General features: G+C 73.0%; 23 protein-coding genes and 1 pseudogene. 8 read left to right on the top strand and 16 right to left on the bottom strand.

Annotated features, from left to right (window positions below; genetic code table 11):
- Position 1: 1 nt before the first annotated feature.
- Together ACFVXG_RS41395 and ACFVXG_RS41390 are read right to left on the bottom strand one after the other, a co-directional pair.
- Entirely contained in the window at positions 2-985 is a 984-nt protein-coding gene (locus tag ACFVXG_RS41395; RefSeq protein WP_387935614.1) for an ABC transporter permease, read from the bottom strand.
- 311 nt (positions 986-1,296) lie between these two features.
- On the bottom strand, positions 1,297-1,941 hold the full coding sequence (locus tag ACFVXG_RS41390) for a hypothetical protein (protein WP_387935613.1): 645 nt from the start codon (positions 1,939-1,941) through the stop codon (positions 1,297-1,299).
- Between the two features lie 170 nt (positions 1,942-2,111).
- On the opposite strand from ACFVXG_RS41390, the gene ACFVXG_RS41385 reads away from it, so the two are divergent.
- Positions 2,112-3,698, top strand: coding sequence for a phytoene desaturase family protein (locus ACFVXG_RS41385; RefSeq protein ID WP_387935611.1), 1,587 nt, complete (start codon positions 2,112-2,114; stop codon positions 3,696-3,698).
- 60 nt (positions 3,699-3,758) lie between these two features.
- Here the strand turns inward: ACFVXG_RS41385 and ACFVXG_RS41380 are convergent, their stop codons facing one another.
- Entirely contained in the window at positions 3,759-4,475 is a 717-nt protein-coding gene (locus ACFVXG_RS41380; protein ID WP_387935609.1) for a hypothetical protein, read from the bottom strand.
- A gap of 272 nt (positions 4,476-4,747) precedes the next feature.
- Between ACFVXG_RS41380 and ACFVXG_RS41375 the strand changes: the two genes are divergently transcribed.
- Positions 4,748-5,302 carry a TetR/AcrR family transcriptional regulator gene (locus ACFVXG_RS41375; protein ID WP_387935607.1) on the top strand — a complete coding sequence of 185 codons (555 nt, stop codon included), beginning with the start codon at positions 4,748-4,750 and terminating at the stop codon, positions 5,300-5,302.
- 45 nt (positions 5,303-5,347) lie between these two features.
- Here ACFVXG_RS41375 and ACFVXG_RS41370 read toward each other — a convergent pair whose 3' ends face one another.
- The 9 genes from ACFVXG_RS41370 to ACFVXG_RS41330 all read right to left on the bottom strand — a co-directional run bounded on the left by ACFVXG_RS41370 (position 5,348) and on the right by ACFVXG_RS41330 (position 15,464).
- Entirely contained in the window at positions 5,348-6,277 is a 930-nt protein-coding gene (locus ACFVXG_RS41370; protein ID WP_387935605.1) for a DUF4436 family protein, read from the bottom strand.
- A complete protein-coding gene (locus ACFVXG_RS41365; protein ID WP_387935603.1) occupies positions 6,274-7,494 on the bottom strand; it encodes an agmatine deiminase family protein in 1,221 nt (406 codons plus the stop codon). The genes ACFVXG_RS41370 and ACFVXG_RS41365 overlap by 4 nt, the downstream gene beginning before the upstream one ends.
- Before the next feature lie 252 nt (positions 7,495-7,746).
- Positions 7,747-8,544 (bottom strand): ABC transporter ATP-binding protein, encoded by a 798-nt coding sequence (locus ACFVXG_RS41360; RefSeq protein ID WP_387935601.1) that lies wholly within the window; start codon positions 8,542-8,544, stop codon positions 7,747-7,749.
- Entirely contained in the window at positions 8,537-9,493 is a 957-nt protein-coding gene (locus ACFVXG_RS41355) for an ABC transporter ATP-binding protein (protein ID WP_387935599.1), read from the bottom strand. Before ACFVXG_RS41355 ends, ACFVXG_RS41360 begins: the two co-directional genes overlap by 8 nt.
- Positions 9,494-9,521: 28 nt before the next feature.
- Complete coding sequence (locus tag ACFVXG_RS41350) at positions 9,522-10,394, bottom strand: ABC transporter permease (protein ID WP_387935597.1); 873 nt, start codon at positions 10,392-10,394, stop codon at positions 9,522-9,524.
- A complete protein-coding gene (locus ACFVXG_RS41345; RefSeq protein ID WP_387935595.1) occupies positions 10,391-11,350 on the bottom strand; it encodes an ABC transporter permease in 960 nt (319 codons plus the stop codon). Before ACFVXG_RS41345 ends, ACFVXG_RS41350 begins: the two co-directional genes overlap by 4 nt.
- Positions 11,347-12,996 carry an ABC transporter substrate-binding protein gene (locus tag ACFVXG_RS41340; RefSeq protein ID WP_387935593.1) on the bottom strand — a complete coding sequence of 550 codons (1,650 nt, stop codon included), beginning with the start codon at positions 12,994-12,996 and terminating at the stop codon, positions 11,347-11,349. The genes ACFVXG_RS41345 and ACFVXG_RS41340 overlap by 4 nt, the downstream gene beginning before the upstream one ends.
- Positions 12,997-13,156: 160 nt before the next feature.
- Entirely contained in the window at positions 13,157-14,161 is a 1,005-nt protein-coding gene (locus ACFVXG_RS41335; RefSeq protein WP_387935591.1) for an agmatine/peptidylarginine deiminase, read from the bottom strand.
- A gap of 115 nt (positions 14,162-14,276) precedes the next feature.
- Complete coding sequence (locus ACFVXG_RS41330) at positions 14,277-15,464, bottom strand: agmatine deiminase family protein (protein WP_387935589.1); 1,188 nt, start codon at positions 15,462-15,464, stop codon at positions 14,277-14,279.
- Between the two features lie 263 nt (positions 15,465-15,727).
- On the opposite strand from ACFVXG_RS41330, the gene ACFVXG_RS41325 reads away from it, so the two are divergent.
- Positions 15,728-16,300 (top strand): TetR/AcrR family transcriptional regulator, encoded by a 573-nt coding sequence (locus ACFVXG_RS41325; RefSeq protein ID WP_387935587.1) that lies wholly within the window; start codon positions 15,728-15,730, stop codon positions 16,298-16,300.
- A gap of 92 nt (positions 16,301-16,392) precedes the next feature.
- Here ACFVXG_RS41325 and ACFVXG_RS41320 read toward each other — a convergent pair whose 3' ends face one another.
- A complete protein-coding gene (locus tag ACFVXG_RS41320; protein WP_387935586.1) occupies positions 16,393-17,046 on the bottom strand; it encodes a GntR family transcriptional regulator in 654 nt (217 codons plus the stop codon).
- A gap of 41 nt (positions 17,047-17,087) precedes the next feature.
- On the opposite strand from ACFVXG_RS41320, the pseudogene ACFVXG_RS41315 reads away from it, so the two are divergent.
- Positions 17,088-17,615 (top strand): annotated as a pseudogene (locus tag ACFVXG_RS41315) (glycerate kinase); the annotation flags it as partial.
- 11 nt (positions 17,616-17,626) lie between these two features.
- Here the strand turns inward: ACFVXG_RS41315 and ACFVXG_RS41310 are convergent.
- The gene (locus ACFVXG_RS41310; RefSeq protein WP_387935584.1) at positions 17,627-17,932 is read right to left on the bottom strand and encodes a GNAT family N-acetyltransferase; all 306 of its coding nucleotides are present in this window, start codon (positions 17,930-17,932) and stop codon (positions 17,627-17,629) included.
- 249 nt (positions 17,933-18,181) lie between these two features.
- On the opposite strand from ACFVXG_RS41310, the gene ACFVXG_RS41305 reads away from it, so the two are divergent.
- From ACFVXG_RS41305 to ACFVXG_RS41290, 4 genes are all read left to right on the top strand, one after another.
- Positions 18,182-18,760 (top strand): TetR/AcrR family transcriptional regulator, encoded by a 579-nt coding sequence (locus ACFVXG_RS41305; protein WP_387935582.1) that lies wholly within the window; start codon positions 18,182-18,184, stop codon positions 18,758-18,760.
- A gap of 327 nt (positions 18,761-19,087) precedes the next feature.
- Positions 19,088-20,125 carry an agmatine/peptidylarginine deiminase gene (locus tag ACFVXG_RS41300; RefSeq protein WP_387935580.1) on the top strand — a complete coding sequence of 346 codons (1,038 nt, stop codon included), beginning with the start codon at positions 19,088-19,090 and terminating at the stop codon, positions 20,123-20,125.
- A 63-nt stretch (positions 20,126-20,188) separates the two neighbouring features.
- Positions 20,189-21,352 carry an agmatine/peptidylarginine deiminase gene (locus ACFVXG_RS41295; RefSeq protein ID WP_387935579.1) on the top strand — a complete coding sequence of 388 codons (1,164 nt, stop codon included), beginning with the start codon at positions 20,189-20,191 and terminating at the stop codon, positions 21,350-21,352.
- A 173-nt stretch (positions 21,353-21,525) separates the two neighbouring features.
- Positions 21,526-21,951 (top strand): hypothetical protein, encoded by a 426-nt coding sequence (locus tag ACFVXG_RS41290; RefSeq protein WP_387935577.1) that lies wholly within the window; start codon positions 21,526-21,528, stop codon positions 21,949-21,951.
- A 63-nt stretch (positions 21,952-22,014) separates the two neighbouring features.
- Here the strand turns inward: ACFVXG_RS41290 and ACFVXG_RS41285 are convergent, their stop codons facing one another.
- Complete coding sequence (locus ACFVXG_RS41285) at positions 22,015-22,527, bottom strand: hypothetical protein (protein WP_387935575.1); 513 nt, start codon at positions 22,525-22,527, stop codon at positions 22,015-22,017.
- Between the two features lie 151 nt (positions 22,528-22,678).
- Complete coding sequence (locus ACFVXG_RS41280) at positions 22,679-23,875, bottom strand: agmatine/peptidylarginine deiminase (protein ID WP_387935573.1); 1,197 nt, start codon at positions 23,873-23,875, stop codon at positions 22,679-22,681.
- Positions 23,876-23,929: the final 54 nt, after the last annotated feature.

Below are 23,929 nucleotides of genomic sequence, written 5' to 3'. Positions count from 1 at the left end.
CTCAGCTCACCCGCACTCTCGGGTCGAGGAGGACCGTGGCGATGTCCGCGAGGATCGCGCCGACCGCGGTCAGGGCGGCGGCGAAGGCGGCGGTCGCCACGGTGCCGTGCACGTCGTTCTTAGTGATGGTCTGGATGAAGTACTGGCCCATGCCGTTCCAGCCGAAGATCGTCTCCGTCAGGACCGCGCCGGTGAAGACGGCCGGGATGCTGAAGGCCACGGACTGCGCGGTGGGGATCAGGGCGGTGCGCAGGGCGTGCCGGCGGATCGCCTGGGCGCGGGTGAGCCCGGTGGCCCGGGCGGTGCGCACGAAGTCGGAGCCGATGACGTCCAGCAGCAGGGAGCGCTGGGTGAGGTGGTAGCCCACGTACCCGGTGAGGGTGAGCGTCAGCGTCGGCAGGATCAGGTGCAGCAGCCGGTCACCGACCGTCGCCCAGAACCCTTCCACGCCGGGCGAGTTCTCCCCCGCGACGTACAGGAAGTGCCAGCCGGCGTGCTCGTTCAGCCGGATGGCCAGCAGCACCAGGCCGAGGGCGGCGATGGACACCGGGACGTTGAAGAGCGCCATGGAGAGGGCCTGGGCCGCCCGGTCCCGCCAGCCGTACTGGCGCGAGGCGGTGTGGACCGCGAGCGCAACGCCCACGACGACCGACAGGACCGTCGCGCCGATCACCAACTCGGCGCTGACCAGGGAGCGGTAGCCGATCTCCCCGTTCACCTGGACCCCGACCGGGGAGCGGCCCCAGTCGAAGCGCAGGACCACGCCGGTCAGCCAGTCCCACCAGCGGTGGAGCAGCGGTTCGTGCGGGTCGAGGTTGTACGGGGCCAGGGCCCGGGATATCTGCTCCTCGGTGCGGACCGGACGCAGCTCCTTGAAGTTCGAGCGCGGGTCGAGGAACCAACTGGCAAGGAAGTAGGTGGCGTTGGTGGCCACGGCGATCACCAGGAGCCAGCCCGCCGCCCGGCGTGTCACGTAGCGGAGCACGGGCGGCACCTCCCCACCAGGTGCGGCGGGAGCGCCTGGGGAACGTCGGGTCTGCGGGAGGTAGGCATGCGGGCAGAACTTCCTGGAGCCGGGATTCGAATGCACGATCGTGCAGGTCCGAGTCTGTGTACGACTGGTGCGCGACGCCAGTGACCAGGAAGCATGGACATGAGAACGAAACACCCCCGCAGCAGAGGGGCACCGGGCCCCATCGCCCGTTCACATTCAGGGGGCTCCGCGGGGAAACGGTGGAGCTGGTGGAGCTGGTGAAGGGTGTGCGGACCCGGCGGACTCCTCAGCCGGTACCGGCGTCAGTCCCGGTCCAGCTCCGGGTAGTAGCCGCGCTGATAGGACGACAAGCCGTAGACGCTCAGCTGGCCGCCGCCCCGGCAGATGGCGCAGACCTTCGTCGTGCGGCACTCACCGCACCGCCTCCTGCCCTCGGGCCGCCGGGGCAGCCACCCACGGCCGTGGCAGCGGGGGCACCGGCCGAGGCCGTCGCACTCGTAGCAGAGGACGTAACCGGGCGTGAGGGTCTCCGACGTGCGCACCGGCTGCGGTTCCGGCTCCGGCGGGGGCTCCGGCACCGGCTCCGGGATCCGCACCGGCACCGGGTCCCACACCGGCTCCGGCGCGTACAGTGCCAGTGCGGCCGTCTGCCCGCGGAACACCACCGTGCGCGCGTCGTCGCTCGTCAGGACGCGGATCCGGCTACCGTCCCGGCGGGCGACGATCACCGTCCAGAGCCACCCGTCGCCCTCCTCCTGGGACGTCGTGACGTCCCAACCGGCCGCGCCGAGGAGGGACACCGCCCGGGACGCCGTCTCGGCGGCGCTGACGGCCGGCCGACGATCGCCCTGGTACTCCAACGAGTAGCGGTACCCCGGCAGGTCGGACAGGTCGGCGACCTCCGGCTCGCCGAGGGCCAGCCGACGGAGGTGGACCCGAACGGTCAAGTCCTCCACCAGGGCTACCAGTTGCCCCCGTAGAGCCCGTCCCAACCGGTCCAGCTCGTCACGCGCCGCCGACGTCGCATCCATGTCCGCCCCCTGGCCCCGGAACGTATCACGGCCCCTCCAACGCCGGCCGGGTTCCCCGGTCCGGGTCGGTGGCGTACCGTGACCGGATGACCACGATCGCGTCTTCCCGGTACGACGTCGTCATCGTCGGCGGCGGGCACAACGGACTGGTGGCAGCGGCCTACCTCGCGCGGGCGGGCCGACGGGTACTGCTCCTCGAACGGCTGTCCCGGGTGGGCGGCGCCGCCGTCTCCGCCCGGGTGTTCCCCGGCGTGGACGCCCGGCTGTCGCGCTACTCCTACCTCGTCAGCCTGCTGCCCCGGAAGGTGGTCCGGGACCTCGGGCTGCGGCTCGACCTGCGCCGCCGCCGGATCGCCTCCTACACCCCCACCGTGCGGGACGGGAAGCCCACCGGGCTCCTGGTGGACGCGGGCGACCCCGTCCGCACCCGGGACTCGTTCCGGGCCCTCACCGGCACCGACCGGGAGTGGCAGGCCTGGCAGCGCTTCTACGGGACGACGGCGGAGGTCGCGCAGCGGGTCTTCCCCACCCTCACCGAACCGCTGCCCAGCCGCGCCGAGTTGCGGCGCCGGGTCGACGACGAGGCCGCCTGGACGGCCCTGTTCGAGCGGCCGCTCGGCGAGGAGATCGAACGGAGCTTCACCGACGACCTGGTGCGCGGCGTGGTCCTGACGGACGCGCTGATCGGCACCTTCACCCACGCCCACGACCCCGGGCTCCGGCAGAACCGCTGCTTCCTCTACCACGTCATCGGCAACGGCACCGGCGACTGGGACGTCCCGGTCGGCGGGATGGGCGCGGTGACGGACGCCCTGGCCGGAGCCGCACTGGCCGCCGGGGCGGAGATCCGGACCGACTGCGAAGTGACGGCCATCGCCACCGACGGCCGGGGCGAGGCCGAGGTGTCGTACCGGCACCGGGACGGCGAGGCGACGGTGGCGGGGCGCCGGGTGCTGGTGAACACCGCACCGGCCACCCTGGCCCGGCTGCTGGGCGAGCACCCGGGGCCCGCACCGGAGGGCTCCCAGCTCAAGGTCAACATGGTGCTGCGCCGCCTGCCCCGCCTGCGCGACACGACCGTGGACCCGCGTGAGGCCTTCGCCGGGACCTTCCACATCGCCGAGGGCTACCGGCAGTTGGCGGCGGCGTACACCGAGGCGCTGGCCGGGCGGCTGCCCTCGGCCCCGCCGGCCGAGATCTACTGCCACACCCTCACCGACCCGTCGATCCTCGGACCGGAGGCCGTCCGGCAGGGCTACCAGACCCTGACGCTCTTCGGACTGCACATGCCCGCCCGGCTGTTCGGCGACCCGGCGGCCGAGGAGCGCGCGCTGGCCGCGAGCCTGGCGCAGCTGGACGAGGTGCTGGCCGAGCCGATCGCCGACTGCCTGGCCGTCGACGCCGACGGGCGGCCCTGTGTCGAGGCCCGGACGCCGCCGGCGCTGGAGCGGGAGCTCGGGCTGCCGGGCGGGCACATCTTCCACCGCGACCTGGCCTTCCCCTTCGCCGACTCCGACGACGGGGAGCCGACGGACCCGGCCGCCCGCTGGGGCGTGGCCACCTCCCACCCGAACGTCCTGCTGTGCGGGGCGGGCGCCGTCCGCGGTGGCGGGGTCAGCGGCATCCCGGGGCACAACGCGGCGCAGGCCGTCCTGTCCGACCCGGCCCGCTAGGACGGGACCGGGCCGCACAGGACGACCGGGACGGCCGGGACTACAACGCCGACCGGGGCGTCAGGCGCGGGCGAGCAGCCAGCCGCCGAGGCCGTCGCAGGCCCAGGCCGCGTAGCTGGTGGAGCGGAAGCCGGCCGGAATGGGCGAGCCCGGGCAGCCCCACAGGCCCGCGCGGGCGGTGTTGTGGCGCCAGGCGCCCGCGCCGTCGCAGCCGGTGGTCTGGTGGCCGGTGATCACGTAGCCGGCCACCACCGGGGAGCCGGAACAGGTCCAGATCCCGTCGTGCGGCAGGCTGTGCTGCCAGGCGCCGATGCCGCCGCAGCCGGCCCGCAGGTGGTTGCTGATGACGTAGCCCGGCACGACGGGCGAGCCGGCGCAGGTCCAGATGCCGTTGTGGACGAGGCTGTGCCGCCAGGCGCCCATGCCCCGGCAGCCGGTGGTCTGGTGGTCCGTGATCACGTAGCCGGCCACCACCGGGGAGCCGGAACAGGTCCAGATGCCGTTCTTGGCCGGCTGCTGGTACCAGGAGCCGGCGCCGCCGCAGCCCGAGCTGTCGTGGTCGGTGATGACGTTCCCGGCGGCGACGGGCTGCCCGGAGCAGCTCCACTTGCCCGGACCGCCCCACCCCCAGGCCGGCTTGGCCTCCGCCGCGGACATGCCGGAGACCGTGCCGCCCAGGGCGACGGCCGCGACCAGCGCGACCGCCGCCGCGGCGGCTCCGGATCCCCGACCGAGGACCAGCGCCGTCGCGCGCTTCCAAAGCTGACGCAGAATCATGTCCGTAGCACTCCAGGGGTGTTGATGGGAAAGGAGTTCCTCGAACGGGCCCGCACCCGGCGGCGGAACGAGAGTCACCCTAGGTGGTGGTGACGTGAAAGTTCAGCGGAGGACCCAAGAATTCCGCCTCCGGAGCCCACCTTGTCCGAAAGTCGCCAGAAGGTTCGACCACGCCCCGGAATCCCACCTGACGGGACTTTCAGCATACGGAGTGATCTTGGCCCGCCCCGCGGGTAAGGTGGTGAACCGTGGCCAGTAGGAAAACGTCGATCATGGAAGCAGCCGCGCGGGTGATCGCGCGGCGCGGGGTGCGCGGACTGCGCGTGGAGGAGCTCGCCGCCGAGGCGGGCGTGTCCACCGCGCTCATCTACTACCACTTCAAGGACCGCACCGGGATCCTCCGGCAGACGCTGGAGTTCATCAACGACCGGGCCGAGCGCTACACGACCGAACGCGCCGCGGACGCACCGCCGTTGACGGCCCGCGAGGAGCTGGAGCAGACCCTGCTGCTGGAGCTCCAGGACACCGTCGAGGTCCGGGAGAACAGCACCGCCTGGGGCGAGCTGCGGGCCAGCGCCGTCTTCGACGAGACCCTGCGCGAGGACCTCGCCCGCGCCACCCGGGTCTGGGTCCAGGAGATCGCCGAACTGCTCGGCACCGTTCAGCCGATGTCCTCGGCCGTCGCACTGGCCGGTGCGGCCGAGCGCCTCACCGCGCTCCTGGAGGGGCTGAGCACCCGCTGGCTCAGCGGCAGCCTGCCCCTGGCACACGCCCGCATGCTGATGGCCGACGCGATCGACGCCGAGCTGGCCCGCCTCGGCTCCTGACACCGGCGGCGGTGGCGGCCGGTGCGAGGCCGGGCCTGCGCTCCGTCAGGGCCCGGCGGGTGCGGGCGACGGGCCCGGCGGGTCCGGCTCGTCGGCCTCCGTAGCCTCCGCGGCCTCGGCGCGGCGCTTGCGGTGCTCGACCCGGACCCCGGCGATGACGGTGACGGCCAGGCTCGCGGCGATGATCCCCTCGGCCCAGAAGAACGCGACGTAGTCCATCAGCGAACCGACCGGCGGCGAGCCCGGTGCCGCGTTGCGCATGCCGATCAGCGCGAAGAGGGTCGCCGCCATCCAGCCGAGCGAGGGCCAGACCAGCCCCTGGCCGCCGCGGTAGAGCACCTCCGCACCGGCCAGCACGGCCAGGGCGAGCGCCCACATCGCGGCGATCATGAACCAGGCGAGGATGAAGGTACTGCGCGCCCTGCTGACCCGGCCCTCCAGGACGGTCACGCCGGAGGCGTTCGGGGTGCTGGTGGGCCGCACCACGAAGAACGGGTCGGCGTCCGCGAAGACCAGGCCGACCGGCACCGCGCCGGCGCTGTCCGTGGCCGAGAAGCCCAGTTCGAACTGGTAGCGGTCGAAGGGGTAGTCGGACTCGGTGCCGTGGAAGAGGTTGGCCTGGACCGACTGCGGTGTCGCGACGTCCCCCGACGCGGCCCGCAGCTCGGTGCGGGCCGCCGAGTGGACGGTGATGTCGACCTGCCGGGTGAACGCCAGGGAGTCCGGTCCCACGGCGAGGCTGCCGTGCGGGACGGCCACGACGTAGAGGCTGAGGTCGCCCGTCCCGGGGTCGATGTCCTGGGCGGTGAGGGAGAGTTCGATCCAGTCCGCCACGGTCGGCAGGGCCAGTTCCCGGGTCTGCTGCCGGGTGTTGCGCTCGTTGAGGTACAGCGCGATGCCGGCCGAGCAGAGCACGGCGAGGATCAGCAGGGCGACAACGAAGCGGTTGCCGCGCAGCCGGCCTGGTCCCGTCACGACGAGGCGGCGGAGGCGGCCGGGGAGGCCGGGGCGGTGGCGGGCTGTTGTTGGGTGGCGCAGTGGATGCCGCCGCCGCCCGCGGCGATGTGGTTGATGGAGACCTGGGTGACCTTGCGGCCGGGGTGGAGGTCGCCGATGATGCCGACCGCCTTGTCGTCGGCGGCCTGGTCGCCGAACTTCGGGACGATCACGCCGCCGTTGCAGACGTAGTAGTTGATGTAGGTGGCGAGGAAGTTCTTGCCCGCGCCCTGGATCAGGTCGAAGTCGGGCTCGGGGAGGTCGACCACCTTGAGCGTGCGGCCCTTGGCGTCGGTGGCGGACTGGAGCACCTGGACGGCCTGGGCGGAGGCGGTGGTCCAGACGTCCGGCGGGGTGTCGGCGGCCGGGCGGTGCAGGACGACGGTGCCGGGTTCGGCGAAGCGGGCGAGGGCGTCGACGTGGCAGTCGGTGATGTCCTGTCCGGCGACGCCCTTGAACCAGATCACCTTCTGGACGCCGAGCAGCTCCTTGAAGTCCGCCTCGATCTGGTCGCGGCTCTTGCCGGGGTTGCGGTTGTCGTTGACCCAGGAGCTCTCGCAGGCCATCAGGGTGCCTTCGCCGTCGACCTCGATGCCGCCGCCCTCGCCGGTGATCGGCGCCTGGACGCGGGTGATGTCGTAGTGGTCGAGGAGGTTGCGGGCGACCTGGCTGTCGTTGGTGTGGGTCTGCTTTCCGCCCCAGCCGTTGAAGTTGAAGTCGACTCCGGCCAGGCCCTGGGCGCCGGTGACGAAGGTCGGTCCGGTGTCCCGGGCCCACAGGTCGTCGACCATCAGCTCCAGCACCTCGACCGAGGAGCCGCAGGCCTGGCGGGCCTGGTCGGCCTGGTCGGGGCGGGCCAGCAGGACGACCGGTTCGAAGCCGGCGATCGCCTGGGCGAGCGAGGCGATGTCCTGGCGGACGCCGGGGAGTTGGTCGCCCCACACCTCTTCCAGGGCGGGCCAGGCCATGAAGGTGCGGGTGTGCGGGCTCGACTCGGCGGGCATCACCCGGGCGGCGGCCTGGCTGCCGGACGGGGACGGGGTGCCGGACGGGGACGGGGTGCCCGCGGCCGTGCCACTCGAACCGGACTGCCCGTCGGCCGTGCTGTCGGAGGAGCAGCCGCCGGCCAGGGCCAGGGCGGCGAGCGCGGCCCCGGACTGGAGGAGCACACGGCGGGACGGCCGGGAGGGAGCCATGGGGCCTCGTTCCGGTAGGTGTCGGGTTCGGCTCCGCAGGCTACTGAAAGGGGGGTCGGCTTCCGGCGCGGCGCGGCTCCGCCGTTCAGGTGATGCCGCTCGGGCGCACGGGCGGTACGGGTGAGGGCGGCACGGGCGCGCGGGCGGCACCAGGCGGCACGGGCGCGGTACGGCTGAGGGGCGGCGCCGCACCACGGCACCGCCCCTCGCCCGGGACCGGCAGGTCCCACCACCTGCCGGCCCCGGGCCGTCCTACAGCGCGCGGCGCGCGGCCGCGATCCCGTCGGGATCCCAGCCGGGCCGCGGGACGGACTCCAGCAGCAGCGCGGTGTAGGCGTGCTGCGGGTCGTCGAGGACCTGGGCGGTCGGCCCGGCCTCGACGATCCGGCCGTGCCGCATCACCACCACCTCGTCGGTGACGCACCGGACCACGCCCAGGTCGTGGGTGATGAAGAGGTAGCCGATGCCGGTCTGCTCGCGGATGTCGGCGAGCAGGTTGAGCACCTGCGCCTGGACCGAGACGTCCAGCGCGGCGACCGCCTCGTCCAGCACCAGGACGGCCGGCTCCACCGCCAACGCCCGTGCGATGGCGACGCGTTGGCGCTGGCCGCCGGAGAGCTGGCGGGGCAGCGCGTCGGCGGCCCGGGTGCCGAGCCCGACCTGGTCGAGGAGTTCCCTGATCCGGGCCTGGTGGTCGGTGTCGGGGAAGTGCAGCCGCAGGGTCTCCCGCAGGACGGCCTCGACGCTGGTGCGCGGGTCGAGGGAGAGGTACGGGTCCTGGAAGACCATCTGCACCTCGCGGGCGCGGGCCAGCCGCTCCGCCTTGCCGCGGGCACGGCCGGCCCGGGCGCGGCCGAGGACGGTGACCTGCCCCTCGTCGGCCTGTTCGAGGCCGACGATGATCCGCGCGGTGGTGGTCTTGCCGGAGCCGGACTCGCCGACGATGCCGAGCGAGGCGCCGGCGTCGAGGGTGAAGGAGACGTCGTCCACCGCCCGGACGCTGCCGAAGGTCCGGTGCAGCCCGGTCACCTGGAGTACGGGCTCAGGCATCGGCGCGGCTCCCTTCCAGCGGGTGATGGCAGGCCGCAGGGTGTTCCCCCGCCAGCTCGGGCGTCTGCTCCCGGCACACCTCGGTCGCGTAGGAGCACCGGGCGGCGAACGCGCAGCCGGTCAACTCCTGCCGCAGGTCGGGTGGTTGGCCGTCGATGGCGGCGAGCCGGCCGGCCGGCGCGTCCAGCCGGGGGGTGGAGGCGAGCAGGGCGGCCGTGTAGGGGTGGCGGGGCCGGGCGAAGAGCTCGGCGGCCGGGCCGGTCTCGGCGATCCGCCCGGCGTACATGACGTAGACCCGGTCGCTGATCGCGGCGGCGAGGCCGAGGTCGTGGGTGACGAACAGCAGCCCGGTGCCGAAGCGTTCGCGCAGCCGGCCGAGCAGGGCGACCACCTCGGCCTGGCTGGTGACGTCGAGCGCGGTGGTGGGCTCGTCGGCGAGCAGCAGGATCGGGTCGCCCATCAGGGCGGCGGCGATCATCACGCGTTGCAGCATCCCGCCGGACAGCTGCCCGGGGTAGCGGCCCAGCAGTTCCGGCCCGAGGCCGACGGCGTCGAGGAGTTCGACGGCCCGCCGGTCGGCGTCCGCGGCGCTCATGGTGCCGGTGAGGCGCACGCTCTCGGTGAGGAAGTCGCCGATCCGGCGCAGCGGGTTGATGGCGGCCCGGGGGTCCTGGAAGATCATCGCGGCCTGCCCGGTGCGCAGGGCGCGCAGCCGGTCGGGGGCCATGGTCAGGACGTCGTCGCCGTCGACCAGGACGGCGCCCTCGGGTGCGGCGCCGGGCGGCAGCAGGCCGAGGGCGGTGCGGGAGGTGAGGGTCTTGCCGGAGCCGGACTCGCCGACCAGGGCGACGGTCTCGCCGGGGGCGACGGTGAGGTCGACGCCGTCGAGGACGGGCCGGGCGGTGCCGGGCAGTTGGAGCCGGAGGCCCTGGATGTCGAGGGCGTTCACTCGGTCCTTCCAGTGGTGCGGTGGTCGTTCATGCGGACCTCCGGGCGACCTGGTCGGCCCAGCGCTCGCCGACCACGTTGAAGGCGACGACGGTGAGCACGATCAGGGCGCAGGGCAGGATCGCGGAGAGCGGGTAGCCGTGCTGGATCGCGGTCTGGCCGTCGAAGACCATCCGGCCCCAGTCGGGGGTGAGGGCGGGGACGCCGAGGCCGAGGAAGGACAGGCCGGCGAGGTCCATCAGGGCGTAGCCGAAGTTGACCGCGGACTGGGCGAGGACGATCGGCGCGATGTTGGGCAGGACGTGCCGCAGGCAGATCTGCAGGGCGGAGTGGCCCTGGACCTGGTAGGCGGAGACGTACGGCCGGGTCCGTTCGGCCAGCACCAGGGAGCGGGTGAGGCGGGAGACGTAGGGCAGGTAGGCGATCGCGAGGGCGACGACGGGGGCGAGCAGGCCCTCGCCGTACACCGAGACGATCAGGATGGCGAGCAGCATGCCGGGGAAGGCGAAGACCAGTTCGGTGCTGCGGGAGAGGACGGAGTCGAGCCAGCCGCCGCGCCAGCCGGCCGCGAGGCCGACGGCGATCCCGGCGACGGTGGAGAAGACGACCACGCCGAGCGGGCCGAGCAGCGAGGTGCGGGCGCCGAGCAGCAGCCGGGAGAGGGTGTCGCGCCCGGCCGTGTCGACGCCGAGCAGGTGCTCGGGCGAGGGCCCGGCGAGGGCGTTGCCGAGGTCGACGGCGTTCGGGTCGTACGGCGACAGCCAGGGGGCGAGCAGCGCGGCGAGCACCACCAGGACGGCGAAGCCGAGGCAGGCCAGGTAGAGCGGGGCGCGGGCGGCCTTGAGCCGGCCGAGGCCGGGCCGGCGGGTGAGGGCCGGCCGTCGGGTGAGACCGGTGCTCATGCGTCGGACCTCCGGGAGCCGAGGGTGACCCGGGGGTCGACCAGGGGGTGGAGCAGGTCGACGATCAGGTTCACGGTCATGAACAGGGCCACGATGATCAGGGAGATGGCCTGGACGGTCGGGAAGTCCTTGGTGGTGGTGGACAGTTCGAGGAGCTGGCCGATGCCGCCGATACTGAAGGCGGACTCGACCAGGATGGTGCAGACCAGCAGGGTGGAGACGATCAGGCCGCCGGTGGTGAGCACGGTGCCCAGCGAGTTGCGGAAGACGTGCCGGCGGATCACCTCGCGCTCCGGGACGCCGCGGCTGCGGGCCACGGTGACGTGCTCGCCCTCCAGGGCCTCCAGCATGGCCGAGCGGGTGACCCGGGCGAGCATGCCGATGAGGTAGAGCGCGAGGGCGAGGGCCGGCAGGGTGAGGTGCCAGAGCATGTCGCCGAAGCCGTCGCCGACGCCGCCGACCGGGAACCAGCCGAGCTTGACCGCGAACAGGCCCTGGAGCAGGACGGCGGCGACGAAGGACGGCGTGCCGAGGGCGATCGTGGTGGAGACCAGGATGGTGGAGTCGGTCGCGCCGCCGCGCACCGCGCCGAGCCGGCCGAGCGCCAGGCCGATGACGACCACGATCACCAGGGCCATGCCGACCAGCAGCAGGGTGGCGGGCAGCCGGTCGGCGAGCAGCTTGGAGACGTCGGTGCGGTAGGTGATGGAGCGTCCGAAGTCGCCCTGGAGCACCTGGCCGAGCCAGCGGAAGTACCGCACCAGGAAGGGGTCGTCGAGGTGGTACTGCTCGTTGATGGCCTGGAGGGCGGCCGGCGAGGCCGACCGTCCCGACAGGAGGAAGCTCGCGGGGCTGCCCGGCGCCAGGTACATGGCCCCGAAGACCACGAACGAGGCACCGAACAGGGTCACCGCCATCTCGACCAGCCGCCGGGCGGCGAATCGGAGGAAGCTCACCGTGCGGCCCCCACATCGGCGGCCCACGGGTAGTACATGTACGAGATGGTGGTCGGGGCGCCGGTGATCCGCTTGTTGAGGAAGACGGCGGTGGGCCACTCGGCGACCGGGATCCAGAGCAGCTGCTGGGAGGCGGCCTGCTGGAGCTTGGCCTCGATCGCGCCGCGCTTGGCCGGGTCGTACTCGGCGGTGGCCTGGTCGACCAGGTCGTCGTAGGCCTTGTCGCTGTAGCCCGCGAAGTTCTGGTAGGCGCCGGTGCGGAAGTTGACGAGCAGGTCGAGCGGGTCGGTGATGGAGTCGTAGTACGTCTCCGGGAACATGTCGATGCCCTCGCGCGCCTTGGCGTCGGTGAACAGCGCGGTGAAGGCGTTCGGGGCGATCGTCTTGAGCTGGATGTCGAGCCCGATCCTCGTCCCCGCGGCCTGGACGGCGGTGGCGAGCAGGGAGACGTCCTGGCCGATGGTGCTGGTGGCCATGACGAGCGTCTTGCCGCTCGCGCCGGCCTCCTTGACCAGGGCCTTGGCCTTGTCGATGTCCTGGGTGGTGGGGGTGAGGCCGTCGAAGGCGCTCTTGCGGACGTCGTCGGGGGCGGAGCCCCAGGCGGCCTTGGTGGTGAGGGAGCCGGTGACGGTGCCGGAGCCGGCCAGGCCGGTCTTGACGAAGCCGGAGCGGTCCAGGGCCAGCGACAGCGCCTGGCGCACCCGGACGTCGCCGAGCGCGCCCTGCATGTTGGTGACGTTGACGTTGACGGTGCTCAGGCCCTCGCCGAAGTAGAGCGTGCCGGGGCCGTTCTTCTTGAGCCGGTCGTAGCTCTCGGTGGGGATCAGGTAGCCGCCGTCGACGTCGCCGGTCAGCATCGCGTTGGTGCGGGCCGAGGAGTCGGTGAGGAAGCTGAACACGACCTTCTTGGACTTGGCCTTGGTGCCCCAGTAGTCGTCGAAGCGCTGGAGTTCGAGCGACTGGCCCTTGGCCCAGGTGCCGAGCTTGAAGGGGCCGGTGCAGTCGAGGCCGCCGGTGGTGCCGTAGTCCTTGCCCGCGGCCTCCACACCGGCCTTGGCGGCGACCACGCCGGCGGCGGTGGCCATGTACTGCGGGAACTGGGAGTCGGGCTGCTTGAGCTTGACGGTGGCCTGGAGCGGCCCGGTCTTGGTGATGGAGTCGACGTTCTGGAAGACCTGGGCCCAGGCCGCCGCGTTGTTGGGGTCGGTCTGCCGACTGAGGCTGTACACGACGTCGTCGGCGGTCATCACCGTGCCGTCGTGGAAGTGCACCCCCGAGCGCAGGTCGTAGACCCAGGTGGTCGGGTCGGGGTTGGCGGCCTTCTCCGCCAGGCCGGGCGCCAGGGTGAGCTGGGGGGTCCAGCGCATCAGGCTCTCGCAGACGTTGGAGAGGATCGTGTTCTGCGGGTAGTCGAAGGCCTGGATGTAGTCGAGGGTCGGCGGCTCGGCGTAGGTGGCCCAGGTGAAGGAGTCGAGCTCGCCCTTGGCCGGCGGGGTGGTGGCGGAGAGCTGGTAGCCGGCCTGGTCGGTGCCCCCGCCGTGCGGCGGTCCGGAGCAGGCGGCGACCAGGGCTGTGGCCGAGAGCAGGGCGGTGGCGAGGGCGAGCCGGCCGCGCTTGGTGGCGCGTCTCGCGGGTGCGAGGGTCATGTGAGGGTGGTCTTCCGATCGGTGCGGAACGGGAGGTGCGGACGGTACGGGTGCTCGGCCGTACGTAGTGCGGGCCGTAGGAGGGTGCGGGCCCGTACCGGTCCGCGGGTGGGGAAGCAGCTGGGGAAGCGGGCGGGGAGGGTCGTGCGGTACGGCGGGGTCAGGCCCGGGCGGCCGGGATCTGCTGGGTGATGCAGTGGATGCCGCCGCCGCCGAAGGCGATCACCCGGGCGCGCACGCCGACCACCTTGCGGTCGGGGTAGGCCGCGGCGAGGACGGCCAGCGCGCCCTCGTCCTCGGGGTGGTCGGCGACCGGGACGACGACGCCGCCGTTGGCCAGGTAGAAGTTGAGGTAGCCGACCTCGACCCGGGCACCGTCGACCTCGACGAACGCGGCCTGCGGGAGGTCGACGATCTCGAAGGGCCGGCCCTGGGCGTCGGTGGAGTGCTCCAGCACGGCGCGGTTGGCGCGCATCCGCACGTAGTCCGGGTGCGCGGGGTCGGCGGGCAGCTGCACGACGACCTTGCCGGGGGCGACGAAGGCGCAGACGCCGTCGACGTGTCCGTCGGTCTCGGTGTCGAGCGCGCCGCCGTAGGGCAGCCAGATCACCTTGGTGACGCCGAGGCGGTCCTTGAGCTCGTCCTCGATCTCCTCGCGGCCCAGCTCCGGGTTGCGGTTGGGGTGGAGCAGGCACTGCTCGGTGGTGATCAGGGTGCCCTCGCCGTCGACGGTGATGGCGCCGCCTTCGAGGATCATCTCGGAGCGGACGGCGGGCACGCCGAGGTGGTCCAGCAGCAGGGCGCTGATCCGGTCGTCGGTGTCCCAGGGGTGGTGCTTGCGGCCCCAGGCGTTGAAGCGGAAGTCGACGCCGGCCCGCCGGCCGTCGCCGTCCAGCACGAAGATCGGCGCGCTGTCGCGGAACCAGGAGTCGTCCAGCGGGAGTTCGACCACGGTGACGCCCTCGCCGCAGAGCGCGCGGGCCTCGTCGCCGTGGCCGGGCGGCGCCACCATGGTGACCGGCTCGAACTCGGTGATGGCGCGGGCGACCGCCGCGTACTCGCGCTTCACCTCGTCCAGGGTGTCGCCCCACAGGTCCGGCCGTACGGGCCAGGCCATCAGGCAGCCCTCGTGCTCGGTCCACTCGGCGGGCATTCGGAACGTCACGGGTTTCCTCTTCCGGTCGGGACTGGTGCGGTGCTGTGGTGCTTGCTCGGCGCGTTACGAGAGCCGAGGCCTCGGCGGCCCGCCTCCGTGGGGTACCGGACGGGCCGCCGAGGGGTCAGGGGGCCGCCGGTACGGCGGGCTGGGACTGGGTGGCGCAGTGGATGCCGCCACCGCCGGAGGCGATGTTGTCGATGTTGATCTGGACGACGTCGCGGCCCGGGAACTCGGCCTGGAGGATGGTGTAGGCCAGGCCGTCGGCGTAGCCGTCGCCGAACTGGGGCACGAAGACGGCCCCGTTGGCGACGTAGAAGTTGGTGTAGCTGGACAGGAAGTCCTTGCCGCGGCCGCGGATCAGGCTGCGGTCCGGGCCGGGGAGTTCCACCACGGTCAGGGCGCGGCCCTGGGCGTCGGTCGCGCTCTGCAGGGCCTGCTTGGCCTGCTGGTAGACGTCGATCCAGAGCTGGTCGGTGCCGGGGCCGGGCTTGTCGAGGATCACCCGCCCCATGGAGGTGAAGCGGGCCAGGCAGTCGATGTGGTCGTCGGTGATGTCCTGGCCGGCCAGCCCGGCCAGCCAGATGACCTTGTCCATCCCGAGGCTGCTCTTCAGGGCCTGTTCGACCTGGTCCTGGGTCATGCCCGGGTTGCGGTTCGGGTTGACCAGCGAGCTGACGGTGGCCAGCAGGGTGCCCTGGCCGTCCGTCTCCAGGGCGCCGCCCTCGCCGGTGAAGGAGGCGCGGACGCGGCTGACGCCGTACTCGGCGAGCAGGCTCGCCGCGACCGCGGCGTCCTCGGCGAAGGGCTGGTAGTAGGGGGTGCCGGCCTTGCCCCAGCCGTTGAAGTTGGTGTCGACCCCGGTGACGGTGCCGGGCGCGACCGTGAAGGTCGGGCCGAAGTCGCGGATCCACAGGTCGTCGTTGGGGATCTCGACGACGGTGATGCCGTAGGTGCTGCCGGGGCCGCACCAGTACCGGGCGCTCGCGGCCTGGGCGGGGCGGGCGACCAGGACGACCGGCTCGTAGCGGGAGATCTCGTAGGCGACCCGGGCGATGTCGTCGCGGACCGCCGAGAGCTTGTTGCCCCAGATCGAGGAGAGGGTCGGCCAGGCCATGAAGGTGCGGTCGTGCCGGTCGCTCTCGGCGGGCATCCGCAGCCGGGGGGTGGCGGTGGCCGTCTCGGTACCCGTAGCGGCCTGGGCGTCGTCGGCCCGGGCGAGGGCCGGGAAGGCCGCGGTGAGGGCGGCCAGCGGCACGGCGGCCGCGCCGAACCGGAGCAGGCTTCTTCTTGAGGGGGTGGGGGTGTTCAAGAAACGCTCCCTGCATGAGGTGGGAGGTGTGGGGGTTGCCCCGCATCCTTCACCGCACTGAAAATTCAGTCAAGCCCCTGGGAGGCAGTTACCTACCGGTCACCTCCCGAACACCCTCGACAGCCCCGCCCCGCCGCCCCGCACCTGGGCGGCGCAGCGTGCTGACCAGGGCGACCGGTCTGCGGAGCCCCCGGGAGGAAGTCCTGAAATTTTCGTCAGGATTGTGTAACGAGACGGCCCGAAGCCCGGTAGAGTGACCGCTCATGTCGGACCGTCGGACAGGGATACTCGAAGCCGCCACCCGCGTCATCGCCCGACGCGGCATTCGCGGACTGCGCATGGGCGAACTCGCGGCCGAGGCCGGGGTGTCCACCGCGCTGATCTACTACCACTTCACCGACCGGGCCGGCACCCTGCGCCGGACGCTGGAGTTCATCAGCGACCGCGCCGACCACTACACCGCCGACCAGCAGCCCGCCGCCCGGGCCGCGGACCCGCGCACCGACCTGGAACGGATCCTGCTGCGCGAACTCCAGGACACCGCCGAGGTCCGCGAGAACAGCACCGCCTGGGGCGAGTTGCGGGCCACCGCCGTCTTCGAACCGGACCTGCGCGAGGAGCTGGCCCGCTCCACCCACACCTGGGTGCACGACGTCGCCGAACTCCTCGCCCGCGCCAACCCCACCGGCACCGCCCCCGCGCACGCGGCCGCCGCCGAACGGCTCACCGCGCTGATCGAGGGCCTCAGCGTGCGCTGGCTCAGCGGCTCGCTGAGCCTGGACCACGCCCGCCGACTGCTCCGCGGCGCCGTCGACACGGAGCTGGCGCGGCACTGAACCTGCGCGGGCGGACGGGCTGACCGCGGCGGCGGCTCAGGAGGGGCTTGCCCCGACGGCTTTGCCCTGACGGCTTGTCCTGAGGGCTTGTCCTAACCCATCCGCTCGCGCAGCCGCTCGCTCGCCCGGTCCAGGTGGACGGCGAGCGCGCGGTCCGCCTGCTCGGCGTCGCCGTCGGCGATCGCCGCGAGGATCGCGTCGTGCTCGTCGGCGATCTCCGCGATGCTGAGCAGCCGGTACGTCTGGACCTGGGCCATGCACAGCCGCATCTCGGCCATGATCGAGGCGTGGGTGCGGCTCAGCCGCGGGCTGTCGAGGGCGTCGACCAGCGAGCGGTGGAAGCGGACGTCCGGCTCCACCGAGGCGACCGCCGAATCCTCCGCCTCGGCGAGCCGGCGGATCTGCGCCTGGGCCTCCCGGGCGGCCGGCGGGACGAGCCTGCGCTGCGCCAGCTCCCGCATGACCTGGCGCTCGACGCACGTCCGTACGTAGTAGAGGTCCGCGACGTCGCCCGCGTCGAACACCGGGACCCGGGCGCTCTTGTGGGCGTCGCGCCGCAGCAGTCCTTCCCCGGTGAGCCGTTCGATGGCGGCCTTGGCCGTCGGCCGCGCCACCTCGTACCGGCCCGCGATGTCCGTCTCGACCAGCAGCGTGCCACCGGGGAGCCGCCCGTCGAGCAGTTGCTCCCGGAGTTCGACGACCAGCGCGTCGATCAGGGACGTCGCCTGCGGGCGGGTGGCCATCATGCCTCCAGGGTGTCGATCGGCTCCGCCAAGTTAGCGGACCGGACGGCGCCGCCCACGTCTTCGGCCCCCAGAAGGGCGCGGGACCGGACACCGTCGAGCTGCTGGACGACGGCCTGCGACGGCTCGCACCGCTGCTGACCGGCGCCGGACCCGCCGAGGGCGGGGGCGCGGCGGGCGGCCTCGGCGCCGCCCTGCTGGCCCTGGGCGCCGAACTGGTGCCCGGGGCGGGCCTGATCCGGCAGCTCACCCGCTTCGACGAACGACTCGCCGACGTGGACCTCTGCCTCACCGCCGAGGGCAAGGTGGACGCCGGGACCAGCGCGGGCAAGACCGTCCGCGGCGTGGTGGACGCGTGCGCGGCGGCCGCGGTGCCCTGCGTCGTCCTCGGCGGCACGCTCAGCCCGGACGCCGACCTCCTGTACGACCACGGCGCCACCGCCGTCCTGCCCATCGGCCCGGGCCCGCGCGACCTCGAAACCGCGCTGCGGCACGCCGCCGCCGACCTCACCAGGACGGCCTACGCGGTGTACCGGCTCGCCGCCGTCGGCGGGCGTCCGGCCCACGCCTAGCGGTGGGCGGCTCAGAGGCCGAACCGCGCCCGGTGGGTGGCGGGGACCAGGTCGGCGTACTCGGGGTGCTTGGTGATCCAGCCCCGGATGAAGGGGCAGTAGGGCAGCACGGCGAGCCCCTGCTCGCGGGCCGCGTCCAGCGCGGCCCGCGCCAGCCGGCCGGCCAGCCCGCGGCCCTCGAAGCGGGGGTCGACCTCGGTGTGGATGAACGCGATCTCACTGCCGGAGCGGTGGTACTCGGCGAATCCGGCGAGCTCGCCGTCGTCCTGGATCTCGAAGCGGGACTTCTCGGCGTTGTCGCTGACGAACTGTTCCATCGTTCCTCCTGCAAGGGCGTGGCCGACTCCGGCGCACGGGTACGGCGCCGGGTCCCGCCGCCCGGGGTCCGGGCCGCGATCTCGATCCCACAGTAGTTGAAGTCTCAACATTTGTCGCGCACCCCGCGCCCCGCGTCGCGTCGCGCCCGGCTGTCCTGGAGCGGCTGCCCGGGGGCGGATCACGGACGACTGACCGACCGATCAGGGTGAGCCGCCGTACGGCCCGGCGGCCCGGTAGGGTGGCGACCCATGGCCAGTCGTCGAACATCGATCCTGCAAGCAGCCGCCCGGGTGATCGCCCGACGCGGCGTGCGCGGACTGCGGGTGGAGGAGCTCGCCGCCGAGGCGGGCGTGTCCACCGCCCTCATCTACTACCACTTCAAGGACCGCACGGGGATCCTGCGGAGCACCCTGGAGTTCATCAGCGACCGGGCCGAGGGCTACACCACCGACCGCTCCGACGACGCCCCGCCGCCGACCGCGCGCGAGGAGCTGGAGCAGACCCTGCTCCTCGAACTCCAGGACACCGTCACGGTCCGGGAGAACAGCACCGCCTGGGGCGAGTTGCGCGCCAGCGCCGTCTTCGACGAGACCCTGCGCGAGGACCTCGCCCGCGCCACCCGCCTCTGGGTCCAGGAGACCGCCGGACTGCTCGGCGTGATCCGGCCGACGGCCTCCGCGATGGCGCTGGCCGGCGCCGCCGAGCGCCTCACCGCACTGCTCGAGGGCCTCAGCACCCGCTGGCTCAGCGGCAGCCTCCCGGTCACCCACGCCCGCGCTCTGATGGCCGAGGCGATCGACACCGAGATCGCCCGACTCGAGGCCTGAGCCGGGCCCGAACCGCGCCCGGCCACTCCCGGAAGGGCCCCGGACGGCGCGCTCCGTGACCGTTCCTGCGGCAGGAGTCACACTCTTTGCCCTGACTTGACTGACTTTTCAGTCAGTGCGACGCTGCAGGGGACAGCAGGCGCTGCCCGCCCCGGCCGTCCACCCCGGCCGTCCGGTCGGTCCCGCTGTGCGCCCACACGCCGTGACGCGGAGAGTGGAGACGGCCGCGGCCCCGCCCCGATCCGCGGACCGCCGCGAGCGGCGGACCGGCCCGAGGGCCGCGGCGCGAACGGCACCTGCGCACCCTCGCACGATCAGGAGACCACCGTGAGCCACTACCACGACGACCACTCCGGCGAGTCCGGCCCCTGGGTGCCTGCCGACGACGTCCCGCACGCGCGGACCTGGATGTCCTGGCCCTCCCGCCGGGGCGTGTGGGGGCTGCGCCTGGGCGGCGTCCAGGAGGACATCGCCCTGATCGCCCGCACCATCGCCCAGTTCGAGCCGGTGGTCATGTGCGCCCCGGACGACTACACCGCGGGCAAGGCCCGCTCCTGGTGCGGCCCCACCGTCGAGGTGATCACCGCGATCCCCACCGACGACCTGTGGATGCGCGACATCGCCCCGGTGTTCCGCCGGGACGGCTACGGCGGCCTGGAGGCCGTCGTCCTCAACTTCAACGGCTGGGGCAACAAGCAGGTCCACCACGACGACGCCCGGGCCGCCGAGCGGATCGCCGCCCACCGCGGACTGCGGCACTCCTACGCGGACTTCGTCGGCGAGGGCGGGGCGGTCGAGACCGACGGCGACGGCACCGTGATGGCCACCGAGAGCAGCCTCGTCAACAAGAACCGCAACCGCGGCATGAGCCGGGACGAGATCGAGGACGCCGTCCTGGAGGCCTACGGCGCGGACAAGATGATCTGGCTGCCCGGCATCAAGGGCGAGGACATCACCGACGACCACGTCGACGTCACCTCCCGGTTCATCCGCCCCGGCGTGGTGATGGTCCAGCTGCCGCCGGCCGACCGCAACGACTCCTGGGCGCGCGACGCCCGCGAGCAGTTCGCCATCCTCTCCGCCGCGACCGACGCCCGCGGCCGCCGGCTCCAGGTCATCCCCGTGCACGGCCCGGACACCGTCCGCTCCCGCAGCTCCAAGTTCGTCGACTCCTACCTCAACTTCGTGCTCGTCAACGGCGGGGTCATCACCGCCCAGTTCGGCGACGCCTACAAGGACGCCGCCGCGCGGGACGCGCTCGCCGCGGCCTTCCCCGGTCGGCACGTCGTCCAGCTCGACGTCGACCGGCTGATGACCGGAGGCGGCGGCATCCACTGCTCGACCATGCACGAGCCGCTGCCGTAGCCGAAGCCGAAGCTTCCCGTTCCCGTTCCCGGACCACCCTCGAAGCCCGCCCGGAGAGCCCTTATGACCAACGCCATGTCCCGCCGCAGCATGATCCGCTCCATCGCCGGTGCCGGCGCCGGAGTCGGCGTCCTCACCCTCGGCCTCACCGCCTGCGACCCCAACGACCTCGGCGAGGCCGACGGCGCCGTGCCGCCGTCCCAGCAGCCCGGCACCCCCGGCGCCCGGCGCTTCGGCGCCGAGTGGGAGAAGCACCAGCGCACGGTGATGTCCTGGCCCGCCTCCGAGAGCGTCTGGGGCGAGCAACTCCCGGAGGTCCGCCGGGACATCGCCGGTCTCGCCCAGGCCATCGCCGCCCGCGAACCCGTCGTCCTGATGGCCCGTCCGGAGCAGAAGGAGGCCGCTCAGAAGGCCTGCGGCTCCGCCGTCGAGGTCGTGCCGGTGGCCGTCGACGACCTGTGGGCCCGCGACACCCTGCCGGTGTTCGTCGAGGAGGGCGGCAAGGTCAAGGGCGTCGACTTCAACTTCAACGGCTGGGGCAACAAGCAGCAGCACGCCAACGACTCCAAGATCGCCCGGGCGGTGCTGGCCAGGTTCGGCGTCGAGCGCATCGAGACCCCGCTGGTCGCCGAGGGCGGCTCCTTCGAGACCGACGGCCAGGGCACCCTGATGGTCACCGAGAGCTCCGTCGTCAACGAGAACCGCAACCCGGGGATGAGCCGGGACCAGGTCGAGGCCGAGCTGAAGAAGGCGCTCGGGGTGACCAAGGTGATCTGGCTGGCCGGCGTCAAGGGCAAGGACATCACCGACGCCCACGTCGACTGCCTGGCCCGCTTCGTCGCCCCCGGCGTCGTCCTGCTCGACCAGTCCTTCCCCGGCGGCCCGGCGGACGTCTGGTCCCGCGCGGCCGACCAGGCCCGCGGCGTCCTCAAGAACGCCACCGACGCGACCGGCAAGAAGCTCCAGGTGATCGAGCTCCAGCAGCCGGACCCGGACAAGATCACCGGACGCGGCGACGCCTTCGTCTCCTCGTACATGAACTTCTACGTCGGCTCCAAGGGCGTCTACCTGCCCAAGTTCGGCGACGCCCGGGCCGACGAGCGCGCCCAGCAGGTCCTCAAGCAGTACTTCCCGGGGCGGGAGGTCGTCCCGGTGAAGATCGACGCGATCGCGGCGGGCGGCGGCGGCATCCACTGCGCCACCCACGACATCCCGGCCGTCGGCTGACCGGGACCGGGCTCCCGTACGGCATCGCACCCGCCGGGCGGGGCGGCCGCCTCGCCCGGCTCACGGCCGTCCTGCGGGGCCGACCCGCCCGGGCGGCGGCCGGGGGCGAAGTAGTCGGAGGTGGAGCGGCCTGGGGCGGAGCGGTCGGTGAACTCCCGTACGGCTGGGCCGCGGTGACCACGGCCGTGGCCCGGGCCGTGGCGGGCGTACCGGCGCAGGCGGTGACCGTACGGTCGGCCCGGCGGCTGCCGGCCGTCCCCGCCGTCCAGGCGCACCTGGACGCGGTGCTGGTCGCGATGGTGGAGTCCGCGCTGCGGCGCAGCCCGCCGGGAGCGCGGGTGCTGGTCCGGACCGACCTGGCCACCGGCCGACCGGGAGCGCCCGACCGGATCCGGGTCCACGTCGCCGACCGCGGGCCGGACCTGGCCGGCGAGGCCAAGCACTGGCTGCTCGCCGGACCGGGGGGCCCCGCCGAACTGGCGTCCGCCGCAGGGAGGTTGAGCACGGCCGGCGGCGGCACCCTCTCCGCCGGCGACAACCCGGGCGGCGGACTCGTCCTGACCCTCGCCCTCACCACCGCGGCCCGCCCCGGGCGGTGAGGGCCGGAGCCACCGAGACCGACACCCTGATCACTACGGCCATCGCCCCTGGTCGTCCTCGGATCAGTCCGCGCGTTCCAGCCCGAGGGCGCTACCCACCGGGACCGCCCGCCACATCGCGCTGACCTGCGGAAGCGTTTCGATGAACGCGGCGATCCGGGCCAGCGCCGCGGCCCGTTCATGACCGATGGGATCGAAGTCGAAGCCCATGCTGTCGGCCCAGGCCATAGCGCCCAGGTCGGCCCAGGCCGGAGCGTCGGCGAAGAACAGTGCGAGTTCCACGTTCCAGTGCTGCGGTTGCCGGAACCCGTCGTCCTCGTCACCCTCGTCGCACACCGCGAACTGCCTGGTGAAGACCAGTGCGGGGCGGTCGTCGTGCCAACTCCACCGCCCCCACTGCACGATGAACCCGTCGCCGTCGTCCTCCGCAGGCTCGATCCCGTCGATCTGCACCTGGACGAACTCCTGGAACGCAGACCAGGCCCGCGCAACGTCGTCGACCGCGTCCGGGTCAAGGCCATGACGTCGAAGGATCAGCGCGAACGTCTCAGGACTGCTCTTCCAGTGCGTGGCCATGCCGGATGCTAGCTGATCACCACCGGCTCCAGGGCCCCGGGCGGCGGACTCGTGCTGACCCTCGCCCTCACCACCGCGGCCCGCCCCCCGGCGGTGAGGCCCGGTCCTGGCGCCGGACCGGGCCTCACCGCCTCGTCGGGTGTGGGTCGGTTCAGACCGCGGGCTGTTGCTGGGTGACGCAGTGGATGCCGCCGCCGCCCGCGCCGATGTAGTCGATGTTGAGCTGCTCGACGGTCCGGCCGGGGAAGAGCTGGGCGAGCGCCGACCTGGCGGCGGCGTCGGCCCCGGTGTCGCCGAACTGGGCGGAGATCACCGCGTTGTTGCAGAGGTAGTAATTGGCGTAGGAGCCGACGAAGTTGGGGTTGGTCGAGCGGATCAGGTTGTAGTCGGGGCCCTGGATCTGCGCGACCGTGATCGGGGCGCCCGACGCGCTCGTCGAGCTCGACAGGATCTGGTATTGCTGGCGCTCGTCGTTCGACCAGACGTCGGTGTCGCCGGCCAGCGGCAGCTGGACCACCGCCGTACCGGCGGCGAGGAAGCGCGAGGTCGCGTCGACGTGGTCGTCGGTGATGTCCTGGCCCTGGATGCCGGGGAACCAGATCACCTGGGAGGCGCCGAAGGCGGCGCACAGCGCGGACTCGATCTGGGCCTGGGACAGGCCGGGGTTGCGGTTGGGGTTGACGATGCTGCTGCTGGTCGCCATCAGGGTGCCGGCGGCGTCGGTCTCGACGGCGCCGCCCTCGGTGACCAGCCCGGCGGCCGTGAACGGGATGCCGAGGTAGGCGGCGACCCGCTGGGCCACCAGGGCGTCGTTGCCGTGCGGGTTCTGCTTGTTGCCCCAGCCGTTGAAGTTGAGGCCGACGGCGTCCAGGCCGCCCGCGCCGTTGGTGCGGAAGACCGGGCCGGTGTCGCGCATCCAGCAGTCGTCGACCGGGACGGAACCGATGACGGTGACGCGGGAGCCGCACATCGACTGCGCCTTGGCGACGCTGGCGGGGTTGGCGCACATGGTGACCGGCTCGTACTTGGCGATGGTCTTGGCGACCAGGGCGATGTTCGCCTGGACGCCGCCGAGCTTGCCGCGCCAGATGCTGGTGCTGTCCGGCCAGGCCATCCACGTCCGGGTGTGCGGGACGCTGTCGAGCGGGACGGTGTAGCCCGTACCGGCGAGCGCCTTGCCGTCGGGCGTCTTGCCGTCGGGCGAGGTGCCGCGGGCGGCGGCCCGCGGGGCGTTCGCACCGGTCAGCGCGGCGCCGGCGGCGGCCAGCCCCGCGGCCGCCAGGAAGCCGCGTCGGCCGAGGCGCCCGGGGGCCGCCGGGTCGGGTCTGTGGTGATCGCGCTCGTCCACTTCTACCTCCGTGTCAATTCCGGTCAGGTGCAGGGGAGTTGACCAGAAGGTAGA

Origin of the sequence: Kitasatospora sp. NPDC058162 (assembly GCF_042884005.1) — a bacterium.
Classification (GTDB): Bacteria; Actinomycetota; Actinomycetes; order Streptomycetales; family Streptomycetaceae; genus Kitasatospora.
The sequence above is the reverse complement of the archived record's forward strand: the minus strand, read 5'-3'. Positions and strand labels throughout refer to the sequence as shown.